Here is a 12,890-nt window from a genome sequence, read left to right as displayed (position 1 = left end):
TAAATGCTAGAATCCCGGCCCATCATGCGGTCATTCTTCGTTATGGCCGAACATTCCTTCAAACAGTGCATCCCATGCTGAAGAAGTTGTTCCAGTCATTCCGTTCTCCCTTGCGTCGTACGCAACACAAACGCAGCACGCCTGAAGTGCTCAACAGCAGCCAGCATTCGCTGCAACGTGCTCAATTCAGCCGTTATGCAGTGAACATCGTCGAGCGTTTGCAGAACGCCGGTTACCAGGCCTATCTGGTGGGCGGGTGCGTGCGTGACATGCTGCTCAATATCACGCCCAAGGACTTCGACGTTGCCACCAGCGCTACGCCTGAGCAGGTACGCGCCGAATTCCGCAATGCGCGTATCATCGGTCGGCGCTTCAAGTTGGTGCATATCCACTTCGGACGCGAAATCATCGAAGTCGCGACGTTCCGTGCAGGCCACCCGCAAAACGATGAAGAGGAAGACACCAACCAGTCCTCCCGCAACGAAAGCGGGCGCATCTTGCGCGACAACGTCTACGGCACCTTGGAAGAAGACGCGCAGCGCCGCGACTTCACCATTAACGCCCTGTATTACGATCCGGTCAGCGAGCGCATTCTCGATTACGCCAATGGCGTACACGACATTCGCAATAACCTGATCCGCCTGATCGGCGACCCGGTCCAGCGCTACCAGGAAGACCCGGTGCGCATGCTGCGGGCCGTGCGGTTTGCCGCCAAGCTGAACTTCGGCATCGAGAAACACACGGCTGCGCCGATTCGCGAACTGGCACCGATGCTGCGGGAGATCCCTTCAGCGCGCCTGTTCGAAGAAGTGCTCAAGCTGTTCCTCTCGGGTTACGCCGCCGACACCTTTGAAATGCTGGTGGACCTGCAGCTGTTCGATCCCCTGTTCCCGGCCAGCGCCGAGGCGTTGGAATACAACCCCACGTACACCCACACCCTGATCAGCGAAGCACTGATCAACACTGACCTGCGCATCAAGCAGAACAAACCGGTGACCCCGGCATTCCTGTTTGCCGCCCTGCTGTGGCCAGCCCTGCCAAAACGCGTACTGCGCCTGCAAGACCGTGGCATGCCACCGATTCCGGCCATGCAGGAAGCCGCGCATGAGCTGATCGCCGAGCAGTGCCAACGCATCGCAATCCCGAAACGCTTCACCATGCCGATCCGCGAGATCTGGGACATGCAGGAACGCCTGCCGCGCCGTAGCGGCAAACGTGCTGACCTGCTCCTGGACAACCCGCGCTTCCGCGCAGGCTATGACTTCCTGCTGCTGCGCGAAAGCGCTGGCGAGCAAACCGACGGCCTGGGCGAATGGTGGACCGACTACCAGGATGCCAATGACAGCGAGCGCCGCGACATGATCCGTGACCTCGGCAGCAAAGGCGACGGCGAAGGCGCTGGGCCGAAGAAGCGTCGCCGCAGCGGTACCAAGCGCAAGCGCAGTGCCGCTGATGCCTCGGGCGCTGCAGGCGAATAAACGTGGAGCGCATCTACATCGGCATGGGCAGCAACCTGGCTGCCCCGGATCAGCAATTGCGCAGTGCTATTGAAGCGCTGGCGCAATTGCCAGGCACCACCGTCGCCGGTGTCTCCGCCTTTTATCAAAGTGACTCTCTGCTCCCGGGCCAGCCGCGCTATACCAATGCGGTGGCCGCCCTGGACAGCAGCCTCGCGCCCCTTGAGTTACTGGATGCGCTGCAAGCCATCGAAAACGACCAGGGCCGCGAACGCCTGGAGCGCTGGGGGCCGCGCACGCTCGACCTGGATATCCTGCTGTTTGGCGATCACCTGATCGACGAGCCACGCCTCAAGGTGCCCCATTACCAGATGCACCTGCGTGCGTTTGTACTGTACCCGCTGGCGGAACTGGCGCCCGCCACCCTGTCATTGCCTGACGGCCAAACCCTGCGCGACTTGCTGGCCGCTTGCCCGTTTGTCGGCCTGGAACGCCTTCCCCAGGACTGACTCAGCCAGCACCCACATGTTGATCTCCTGTGACGTGAAAACGGGGCTCAAGTTGCTGAATCGCGTCAGTAACAGCGGTAACACCGCCATCGTAACAATGCGGTAACACATCCAATTGACTTCCCGTGTCCTCCTCACGACTATAGGCGTCCCGCTGCCGCCAACCCGGCGCTAAAGGGCGCAATCCAGGCCTTATAAGCACTGCTCTCAAGACAGTGCGCCTGTATAAACGAAGACTCACGCGCGTTACTCGCTGTTTCCAAGCGCCTGAACGAGGACCCTTTTCATGCCAGACATTACCCTGACCACCTTGCAGAGCCTCAAGCTCAAAGGTGAAAAAATCACCATGATGACCTGCTATGACGCCACCTTCGCCCACGCCAGCTGCCAGGCCGGGGTTGAAGTGCTGCTGGTGGGCGACTCCCTGGGCATGGTTCTTCAAGGGAATGACAGCACCCTGCCCGTCACCACCGATGAACTTGCGTACCACACCGCCAGCGTCAAGCGTGGCAACGATGGCGCCTTCATCATCGCCGACCTGCCGTTCATGGGTTACGCGACGCTTGAACAGACCTTCCAGAATGCCGGCAAACTGATGCAAGCCGGTGCGCACATGATCAAAGTCGAAGGTGCGGTGTGGCTTGCCGAGTCGATCCGCCTGCTGGCTGAGCGCGGCGTGCCGGTGTGCGCGCACATGGGCCTGACACCACAGTCGGTGAACCTCCTCGGCGGCTACAAGGTACAGGGCCGTAATGAGGCCCAGGCGCGCCAGATGCGCGCCGATGCCATCGCCTTGGAACAAGCCGGCGCGGCAATGATCCTGCTCGAATGCGTGCCAAGCGAACTGGCGGCAGAAATCACCCAGGCTGTGAAAGTGCCGGTGATCGGTATTGGCGCGGGTTCCGCCACCGATGGCCAGGTACTGGTGTTGCACGACATGCTCGGCCTGTCGATCACCGGTCGCGTGCCGAAGTTCGTGAAAAACTTCATGACCGGCCAAGCCAGCATCCACGACGCATTGAGCGCCTACGTCGCTGAAGTCAAAGGCGTGACCTTCCCTGGCGCCGAACACGGATTCTCTGCATGAACACCGTAAAAACCGTACGTGAACTGCGCGCAGCCGTAACGCACGCCCGCAGCGCCGGCAAGCGCATTGGCTTTGTGCCCACCATGGGCAACCTGCACAGCGGCCATGCCACCCTGGTGACCAAGGCCGCCCAACAGGCCGACTTCGTGGTGGCGAGCATCTTCGTCAACCCGCTGCAGTTTGGCGCCGGCGAAGACTTGGACAAGTACCCACGCACCCTCGCCGCCGACCAGGAAAAGCTGCTGCAAGCCGGCTGCAACCTGCTGTTCGCGCCCACCGTCGAGGAAATGTACCCCGGCGGCATGACCGGCCAGACCCGCGTGAGCGTGCCGCAACTGTCTGAAGACCTGTGCGGCGCCAGCCGTCCAGGGCACTTCGAAGGCGTGGCGACGGTGGTCAGCAAGCTGTTCAACATGGTCCAGCCGGACATGGCCGTGTTTGGCCAGAAGGATTACCAGCAACTGGCGGTGATCCGCGCCATGGTCCACGACCTGAACATGCCCATCCAGATCATCGGCGAACCCACCGTGCGCGCCGACGACGGCCTCGCACTGTCGTCGCGCAATGGCTACCTCACAGATGAGCAGCGGGCCATTGCCCCGGTGCTGTACCGCAGCCTCAGCCAGATTGGCGCAGCGATCAAAGCCGGTGATCACGACTTCGCCAAGCTGCGTGCCGAACAGGTCCAGCAGATCGAAGCCGCCGGTCTGCGCCTGGACTACCTCGAAGTGCGCCAGGGCGTGCATTTGCGCCCCGCCACGCCCGAGGACCGCGATATCGTGATCCTGGTAGCCGCTTATCTGGGGGCCACCCGCCTCATCGACAACCTGCACCTGACCCTCGACTGACCCCTCCTTGCTGCGGAAATAAAAAGTGCCGGTATAAAAAAGTACCGGCCTGAGCGCAGACAAAGCCAAGACATATCGACACGCTAGGTTTAATGTAATCGCCCTGCGCTATGGTTAGCGCTGTCCGGAACCCATTGCTTGATGAAAGACTGGACGTTCCGGGCTTAGAAGTGTCCTAAAGGCAGTCCCCGTAATAAAAGGAAACCCGCAGCGATGGCGTACTACCGCACTCCTCATGACGTTACCGCTCTGCCCGCCTGGCAAGCGCTCAATCAACATCGCCAAGCCATGCAGGATTTCAGCATGCGCGAAGCATTCAATGCCGATCCTCAGCGTTTCTCCCAGTTCACCTTGAGCAGCTGCGGACTTTTCCTCGATTACTCGAAAAACCTGATCACCAGCGAAACCCGTGACCTGCTCGTGGGCCTGGCCAACGAAGTCGGGCTGAAAGACGCGATCAATTCGCTGTATGCCGGCGAGCCCGTCAACTCTTCCGAAGGTCGCCCAGCGCTGCACACCGCTCTGCGCCGTCCGGTGGGTGACAAGCTGTCGGTGAACGGCGTGAACATCATGCCGGACGTGCACAAGGTGCTGAACCAGATCACTGATCTGGTCGGCCGCATCCACGATGGCCTGTGGCGTGGCTACACCGAAAAGCCGATCACCGACGTGGTGAACATCGGTATTGGTGGCTCGTTCCTCGGCCCGGAGCTGGTCTCCGAAGCGCTGTTGTCCTACGCCCACAAAGGCGTGCGCTGCCATTACCTGGCGAACATCGACGGCAGCGAGTTCCACGAGCTGACCATGAAGCTGCGCGCCGAGACCACGCTGTTTATCGTCTCGTCAAAATCCTTCAACACCCTCGAAACCCTGAAAAACGCCCAGGCCGCCCGCGCCTGGTACCTGGCTCAGGGTGGCTCGGAAGCCGAGCTGTATCGTCACTTCATTGCCGTATCCAGCAACAACGCGGCAGCCGTGGCCTTCGGTATCCGCGAAGAAAACATCTTCCCGATGTGGGATTGGGTCGGCGGCCGCTACTCGCTGTGGTCAGCCATCGGCTTGCCCATCGCCCTGGCGATCGGCATGTCAAACTTCAAGGAACTGCTGTCCGGTGCCTACACCATGGACCAGCATTTCCAGAACGCCCCATTCGAAGCCAACATGCCGGTGCTGCTGGGCTTGCTGGGCGTGTGGTACGGCAACTTCTGGGGTGCGCAGAGCCACGCGATCCTGCCGTACGACCACTACCTGCGTAACATCACCAAGCACTTGCAACAGCTGGACATGGAATCCAACGGCAAGAGCGTTCGCCAGGACGGTACGCCAGTCGCTACCGATACCGGCCCGGTGATCTGGGGTGGCGTGGGTTGCAACGGCCAGCACGCTTACCACCAGTTGCTGCACCAGGGGACCCAACTGATCCCGGCCGACTTCATCGTGCCGATCGTCAGCTTCAACCCGGTGTCCGACCACCATCAGTGGCTGTACGCCAACTGCCTCTCCCAGAGCCAGGCGCTGATGCTCGGCAAGACCCGCTCCGAAGCCGAAGCCGAGCTGCGCGACAAAGGCATCCCGGAAGACGAAGTGCAGAAGCTGGCACCGCACAAGGTGATCCCGGGTAACCGTCCGAGCAACACCCTCGTGGTCGAGCGCATCAGCCCGCGTCGCCTGGGGGCGCTGGTCGCCATGTATGAGCACAAAGTGTTCGTGCAGAGCGTGATCTGGGGCATCAACGCCTTCGACCAATGGGGCGTGGAACTGGGCAAAGAGCTGGGCAAAGGCGTCTACAACCGCCTGACCGGTGCCGAAGAAACCTCGGCAGAGGACGCTTCGACCCAGGGCCTGATCAACTACTTCCGCGGTCGTCACCGCGGCTGATACAGGTATTGCAGGGCCAACGTCCGTTTGGAGGTTGGCCTTGAACCCTCCCCCAGCAGGGTGCATCTTTATGACTTGTGGCTAAAACAAGAATAAGGATCGCTCATGTTCGATATCAGCACGTTTCCCACCGCCGATGCCGTCCGCCGGGCTGCGCAACTCAGTCAAGAGGACTACCAGCGCCTCTACCGCCAATCCATCGAACAGCCCGATACCTTCTGGGCTGAACAGGCCAAGGCCTTTCTCGACTGGATAACCCCTTGGCACACGGTTCATCGCTCAGACATCAACACCGGCGCCGCCCAATGGTTTGCCGGCGGGCAACTGAACGTCAGCTACAACTGCATCGACCGTCACCTGGCGCAACGCGCCGATCAGCCGGCCTTCATCTGGGAAGGCGATGATCCTGCGAAATCTTCCACAATCACTTACCGCCAGCTGCACCAGAACGTCAGCCGCCTGGCCAATGTACTGAAAAGCCGTGGCGTGAAAAAAGGCGACCGGGTGTGCATCTACATGCCGATGATCCCGGAAGCCGCCTACGCCATGCTTGCCTGCACGCGGATTGGCGCCGTGCACTCCGTAGTGTTTGGCGGGTTCTCGCCGGACGCCCTGCGCGATCGCATTCTCGACGCGGACTGCCGCACCGTGATCACCGCCGACGAAGGCGTACGCGGCGGCAAGCCGGTGGCGTTGAAACAAAATGTCGACAAAGCCCTGGCCAGTTGCCCCAACGTCAGCACCGTGCTGGTGGTGGAGCGCACGGGGGCTGACCTGATCTGGGTGAAAGACCGCGACATCAAGTATCGACAAGCCCTGGACGCCGCCAGCGACGACTGCCCGCCCGAGCCGATGGAAGCTGAAGACCCGCTGTTCATCCTCTACACCTCCGGCAGCACCGGTAAACCCAAGGGCGTGTTGCACACCACCGGGGGCTACCTGCTGCAAGCAGCCATGACCTTCAAGTACGTGCTCGACTACCGCGACGGCGAAGTGTTCTGGTGCACCGCCGATGTGGGCTGGGTCACCGGCCACAGTTACATCGTGTACGGCCCGCTGGCCAATGGCGCGACCTCGCTGATGTTTGAAGGGGTGCCGAGCTACCCGGACAGTTCGCGCTTCTGGCAGGTGATCGACAAGCACAAGGTCAATATTTTCTACACCGCGCCCACGGCCTTGCGTGCATTGATGCGTGAGGGCCATGGCCCGCTGGAGAACACGTCCCGCGCCAGCCTGCGCCTGCTGGGCAGCGTCGGCGAACCGATCAACCCGGAAGCCTGGGATTGGTACTTCAACGCCGTGGGCGAACAGCGCTGCCCGATTGTCGACACCTGGTGGCAGACCGAAACCGGCGGCATCATGCTCAGCCCCTTGGTCAGCGCGCAACGGATCAAGCCGGGCTGTGCAACCCAACCCATGTTCGGCGTACAGCCCGTGTTACTGGATGAACACGGCAAGGCCTTCAGCGGCGCCGGCAGTGGCGTGCTGGCGATCAAAGCGAGCTGGCCGGGGCAGATCCGCAGTGTGTACGGCGATCCGCAGCGGATGATCGACACCTACTTCAAACCCTACCCCGGCTACTACTTCACCGGTGACGGTGCGCGGCGCGATGAAGACGGTGACTACTGGATCACCGGACGCATCGACGATGTGATCAACGTGTCCGGTCACCGTATCGGCACCGCCGAGGTCGAGAGCGCCCTGGTATTGCACGACCAGGTCGCCGAAGCCGCCGTGGTGGGCTACCCCCATGACGTCAAAGGCCAGGGCATTTATGCCTTTGTCACGCCCATGAATGGCGTGGAGCCCAGCGACGCGTTAAAAAAACATTTACTGGAATTGGTCAGCAAGGAAATTGGCAGCTTCGCCAAGCCGGAACTGATTCAATGGGCACCGGCCTTGCCCAAGACCCGCTCCGGCAAGATCATGCGCAGGATTTTGCGCAAGATCGCCTGCAACGAACTCGACAGCCTCGGCGACACGTCGACCCTGGCTGACCCGAGCGTCGTAGAGGGCTTGATCGACAAGCGCCTGAACCGATAGGAAACCCCACGTCGCCATGGAATTTATTCGCAGCCGTATCGAAACCCAGTTGATGAGCCTCACCGGCCTGTCGCTGGGCCAACTGGACCTGGAAAACCCCAAGGGTGACCCGGGCCTGTTCGGGCCTGACTCGGTGAGTTGGCAAGTCCATGGCGACTTCACCAGCATGCTCGTCGGCGGCATCAGCGCCTTGATGCTGCAGGCCTTGCACCCCTTGGCCCTGGCGGGTGTATGGGACCATTCGAACTTTCGCCAGGACATGCTCGGGCGCTTACGGCGTACCTCGCAGTTCATCTCGGGCACGACCTTTGGCTCGCGCAAAGACGCCGAATGGCTGATCGAAAAGGTCCGTACCATTCATTTGCAGGTGGTCGGCCATGCGCCGGATGGTCGGCCCTATGCGGCCAGCGATCCGGAACTGCTGACCTGGGTGCATGTGGCGGAAGTCAGTCACTTCCTGGCCGCCCACTTACGGTATCGCAACCCACACCTTTCAGGCCGGGACCAGGACCGTTACTACAGCGAAATTGCCTTGGTGGCCGAGCGGCTGGGCGCACGGCATGTTCCGCGCTCGCGGCAGGAAATTTCGGATTATCTGGCACGTATTCGTCCACAACTGCTGTGCGACGATCGCAGCCGCGAGGTCCTGCGTTTGCTGCTGAATGCGCCCTCTCCCAGTACGCTGGCCAGACCTTTTGGCGCCTTGATGATGCAAGCCGGGATCGACCTGTTGCCGGATTGGGCCAGCGCCATGCTTGGACAGCACCAGAGCCCGCTGCAACGCCAGATGATCCGAGCCGGGGTCAAACGCAGTGCGCCGATGCTGCGTTGGGCCATGCGCAACGGTTCGGTACAACGCGCCCATCGGCGGATGGGGTTGATGTAGGCGACGGCGCATAGCTGTTAAACTTCGCGCCCTCAATTCCCCAGCAAGGCGCGCTCCATGTCTTCCTTGAATCAGGCGCTGCGCGCCGCCCTCGATCATCGCCAAGACCTGATCAGCGAGTTGCACGCCCAGGGCACCGACTGCTACCGCGTGTTCCACGGCAGCCAGGAAGGCGCCGGCGGCCTGACCATCGACCGCTACGGCCCGCAATTGCTGGTGCAGAGCTTCCACCAATCCCTGCAAACCGAAGCGCTGTTGGACCTGCATCAACAGATCAACCAGTCCATGGGCCTGGAATTGCTGCTGGTGTACAACGACCGTTCCCGTGGCAATTCGCGCATCGACCGCGAAGACACGGTATACCGTGCGGAGCCCGCCGCGTTGGAAGACCTGGTTGGACACGAGTGGGGCCTCAATTACCGCGTGCGCGGGCGCCATGCCGGGCAGGACCCACTGCTGTTTCTTGACCTGCGCAACACCCGTGGCTGGGTCAAGGCGCACAGCGCCGGCAAAAGCGTGCTGAACCTGTTCGCCTACACCTGCGGCGTGGGGTTGAGCGCGGCTGCCGGCGGTGCGCGTGAGGTGTGCAACCTGGACTTTGCCGAGGGCAACCTGGCGGTCGGTCGCGAAAATGGCCTGCTCAACCCGCAATTGCCCACCATGGAGTTCGTACAATCCGACTACTTCCCGGCCATTCGCCAACTGGCTGGCCTGCCGATCACCCAGCGACGTGGGCAGAAACTGCCGAGCTATCCGCGCCTGGAACAACGTCAATACGACCTGGTTTTGCTTGACCCTCCGGCCTGGGCCAAGAGCGCATTCGGTACCGTCGACCTGCTGCGCGACTATCAGAGCCTGCTCAAACCCGCGCTGCTTGCCACGGCTGACAATGGCGTGCTGATCTGCTGCAACAACCTGGCAAAAGTCAGCATGGAGGATTGGCGCGAGCAGGTACTGCGTTGCGCTGAAAAAGCCGGCCGACCGGTGCGCGACTGGAAAATCATGACGCCCGGAGTGGACTTTCCCTCACAGGATCAACAGCCCCCCCTGAAAACCCTGATACTTCAACTGTAAGACCTTTCCCAAAGGCCCGGCTCTTCGGAACCGAAAACCCGTGCCATACTCCAAGGCACTCCTGTATGACATAGATGGCGCCGCCCCATGCCCAAAGGATTGATCCGCGCCGCTGGCGCCTTGTTGACTGCCCTTGCCCTGTACAGCTTACTGGGCTTTCTGATTCTTCCCGGTATTGCGCTTCGTATCGCCAACCAGCAGTTGGCGAATTACGCCACGGTGCCGGCGCGGATCGAACGGATCGAGTTCAATCCGTTCAGCCTGGAAGTGACGGCCTGGGGCCTGCAGATCGGTGAGCCCGGCAAGGAGCAGGTAGGTTTCGAACGCCTCTATGCCAACCTGCAGATCGACAGTCTCTGGACCCGCGCCTTGCACCTCGCTGATATACAACTGGACAAGCCCAAGACCGAGCTGTTGTTCGACAAGTCCGGCCAGTTGAATCTGGCGCAGTTGTTCAAGCTGCCACCCAGTGAGCCCACCCCGACCGATCCGGATGCCAAGCCTTTTCCGTTGCGTATCGACAGCATCAAGCTGGCTGCCGGCTACGTGCACTTCCAGGATTTACGCCCCAGCGAGCCTATCGAATTCCTCTACGACACACTCGACTTCGAGCTGAAGAACCTCAGCACCTTGCCAGAAGACAATGCCGACATGACCTTGGTCGCGGCAGGCCCTGAAGGTGGGCAGATCGACTGGAAAGGCAATTTCAGCCTGGTGCCGATCACCTCCGAAGGTACGTTGAAGGTCACTGGCGGAAAGATGAAAGCCTGGTGGCCCTACGTACGTGACGCGCTGCCACTGGTGCTTGAAGACGGCGTGCTCAACTTCAGCACCGAGTACACGTTCAGCCTGGCCAAAGAGACCGAACTGAAGCTGACCAACACCGCCGCCAGCATCGCACCGTTCTCCATCAAGGCCCCCGACGGCCGCCCATTGGTACGCCTGGAGCGCCTGGACGTCAGCGAGACCACCGTAGACCTGGCCAAGCAGCAGGTGGTCGTCGGCAAGGTCCGCAGCAACAAACTGGAAACCTGGGCGGCGCTTGAGGCGGACGGGCAACTGGACTGGCAAAAGCTGTTCGCCGGCCAACCGAGTAAACCCGCCAAGGCGCCGGAGCCTGCGACCGCACCGGCCACCGCCGACTCGCCAAAGCCCGCGCCCGCCGCGCCAAGCAAACCGTGGCAAGTGCTGCTCAAGGACGTGCAACTGCGCAATTACCAGGTGCACCTGGCTGACCGTCAGGCCAAGCCGGCGGTCGCGTTGGAAGTGGGCCCGCTGAACGTCGATATGCAGAACTTCGATAGCCTCAACCAGAGCCCGTTCACCTTGAAAGTCGACACCGGCCTGGGCAAGCAAGGCAAGCTCCAGGCGACCGGCGAAGTCAACCTCAACCCGGTCAGCGCCAAGCTCAAAGTGAACACCCAGGACATCGACCTGCGAGTTGCCCAGTCCTATATCAGCCCGTTCATCCGCCTGGAACTGCGTAGCGGCATGCTCGGCAGCGCCCTCGATGTAAACCTGAAAAGCACCGCCCCGTTGAAACTGCAAGTCACTGGCCGGGCACAGGTCGACCAGTTGCACACGCTGGACACCCTCAAGACCCGCGACTTCGTCAAATGGCAGCGCCTGGTGCTGGAAGGTGTGAACTATCAACACGGCGACAGTCTGTCGATTGACAAGGTCAACCTGCTGCAGCCGTATGCGCGCTTCATGATCAACGATGACCGCACCACCAACGTGGATGACCTGTTGATACCGCAACCAGCCGACAAGAGCGCCAAGCCCGCCAGCAAAGACAAGCCCTTGGGCATTCGTATCGGGCAAATTGCGATCAATGACGGTTCGGCCAACTTTGCTGACTTCAGCCTCACACCCAACTTCGCCACGGCCATTCAACAGCTCAACGGGCAGATCGGCACGATCGACAGTCGCCAGGCCAAGCCGGCCAGCGTCGATATCAAGGGCAAGGTGGACCGGTATGCGCCGGTGACCATCAAAGGCAGCGTGAACCCGTTTGATCCTATGGCAGCGCTGGATATCGCCACCAGCTTCAAACGTGTCGAGCTGACCACCCTGACCCCCTATTCCGGTAAGTTCGCGGGGTTCCGGATCCGTAAGGGGCGCCTGAATCTCGACCTGCACTACGTGATCACCAAGGGCCAATTGAAGGCTGAGAACAAAGTGGTGGTTGAACAGCTGCAACTGGGTGAGAAAGTTGACAGCGCCGATGCCGTGGACTTGCCGATTCGCCTGGCAATCGCCCTGCTGAAGGACTCCGACGGCAAGATCTCCATCGAACTGCCGGTGACCGGCGACCTGAATAACCCGCAATTCAGCGTAATGCCTATCGTCTGGCAGACCCTGCGTAACCTGGTAGTGCGCGCGGCGACAGCGCCCTTCAAGTTTATCGGTGGGTTGGTGACGGGTGGGGGATCGGAAGACCTGGGGAATGTGTCGTTCGCCGCAGGTTCCAGCGAGTTGAACAAAGACGCTGAGGGCGCGTTGAATAAGCTGGCCAACGCGCTGAAAGAGCGCCCTACCCTGCGCCTGGAAATCGAAGGTACCGCCGCTGCCAGCAGCGATGGCCCACTTCTCGCCGCACAGCGTCTGGAGCGCGAATACCAATACAACTACTACAAGATGCTCCAGCGCCGTGGCGACAAGGTTCCGGCCCAGGCTTCCTTGGTGGAAGTACCGGAAAGTGAAAAAGCGCCCTTACTGGAAGGTATCTACCGCACCCGTTTGAAACAGCAGCCGCCGGCGGAGTGGAAAGACCTTAGCCGTGATGAGCGCACAGCGAAGCTCAAGGACGGCGTGATCAAATTCTGGAGCACAAGTGATGTACTGCTGCGCCAGTTGGGTCAGGACCGGGCCAGCACCATCAAGGACTACTTGGTCGACAAAGGGAAGTTGGAAGATGACCGGGTGTACTTCATCGATGCCAACCTGGGCCAGGCCGAGAAGGATGGCCGGGTCGTGACACCGATGCACCTGGATGCCGAGTAACGCCTGAGCGACACCTGTGCAACGGTGGGAGCTGGCTCGCCTGCGATACCGACACCTCGGTGATTCAGCTGAATCGAGGTGATGCTATCGCAGGCGAGCCAG

At 61.0% G+C, this 12,890-nt stretch carries 9 protein-coding genes; all 9 read left to right on the top strand.

The window, feature by feature from the left end; genetic code table 11:
* The first annotated feature begins 74 nt into the window (after nucleotides 1–74).
* The 9 genes from AO064_RS00770 to AO064_RS00730 all read left to right on the top strand — a co-directional run bounded on the left by AO064_RS00770 (nucleotide 75) and on the right by AO064_RS00730 (nucleotide 12,788).
* Nucleotides 75–1,478 (top strand): polynucleotide adenylyltransferase PcnB, encoded by a 1,404-nt coding sequence (locus AO064_RS00770; RefSeq protein WP_015885905.1) that lies wholly within the window; start codon nucleotides 75–77, stop codon nucleotides 1,476–1,478.
* A gap of 2 nt (nucleotides 1,479–1,480) precedes the next feature.
* Nucleotides 1,481–1,966: a 2-amino-4-hydroxy-6-hydroxymethyldihydropteridine diphosphokinase gene (gene folK, locus AO064_RS00765; RefSeq protein ID WP_064052105.1), complete on the top strand. Its 486-nt coding sequence runs from the start codon at nucleotides 1,481–1,483 to the stop codon at nucleotides 1,964–1,966.
* Between the two features lie 286 nt (nucleotides 1,967–2,252).
* Nucleotides 2,253–3,053: a 3-methyl-2-oxobutanoate hydroxymethyltransferase gene (gene panB, locus AO064_RS00760; RefSeq protein WP_064052104.1), complete on the top strand. Its 801-nt coding sequence runs from the start codon at nucleotides 2,253–2,255 to the stop codon at nucleotides 3,051–3,053.
* Entirely contained in the window at nucleotides 3,050–3,901 is an 852-nt protein-coding gene (gene panC / locus AO064_RS00755; RefSeq protein WP_064052103.1) for a pantoate--beta-alanine ligase, read from the top strand. The genes panB and panC overlap by 4 nt, the downstream gene beginning before the upstream one ends.
* Nucleotides 3,902–4,114: 213 nt before the next feature.
* Entirely contained in the window at nucleotides 4,115–5,779 is a 1,665-nt protein-coding gene (gene pgi / locus AO064_RS00750) for a glucose-6-phosphate isomerase (protein WP_064052102.1), read from the top strand.
* 105 nt (nucleotides 5,780–5,884) lie between these two features.
* Nucleotides 5,885–7,822 (top strand): acetate--CoA ligase, encoded by a 1,938-nt coding sequence (gene acs, locus AO064_RS00745; protein ID WP_064052101.1) that lies wholly within the window; start codon nucleotides 5,885–5,887, stop codon nucleotides 7,820–7,822.
* Between the two features lie 16 nt (nucleotides 7,823–7,838).
* Complete coding sequence (locus tag AO064_RS00740; protein WP_046034290.1) at nucleotides 7,839–8,708, top strand: oxygenase MpaB family protein; 870 nt, start codon at nucleotides 7,839–7,841, stop codon at nucleotides 8,706–8,708.
* A 57-nt stretch (nucleotides 8,709–8,765) separates the two neighbouring features.
* Nucleotides 8,766–9,782, top strand: coding sequence for a class I SAM-dependent rRNA methyltransferase (locus tag AO064_RS00735; RefSeq protein WP_064052100.1), 1,017 nt, complete (start codon nucleotides 8,766–8,768; stop codon nucleotides 9,780–9,782).
* 87 nt (nucleotides 9,783–9,869) lie between these two features.
* Nucleotides 9,870–12,788 carry a DUF748 domain-containing protein gene (locus AO064_RS00730; protein ID WP_064052099.1) on the top strand — a complete coding sequence of 973 codons (2,919 nt, stop codon included), beginning with the start codon at nucleotides 9,870–9,872 and terminating at the stop codon, nucleotides 12,786–12,788.
* The last annotated feature ends 102 nt before the right edge of the window (nucleotides 12,789–12,890 follow it).

Origin of the sequence: Pseudomonas marginalis (genome assembly GCF_001645105.1) — a bacterium.
GTDB classification, from domain to species: Bacteria; Pseudomonadota; Gammaproteobacteria; order Pseudomonadales; family Pseudomonadaceae; genus Aquipseudomonas; species Aquipseudomonas petroselini.
Note: the sequence above shows the minus strand (reverse complement) of the source record. Positions and strands in the feature narration are given on the sequence as shown.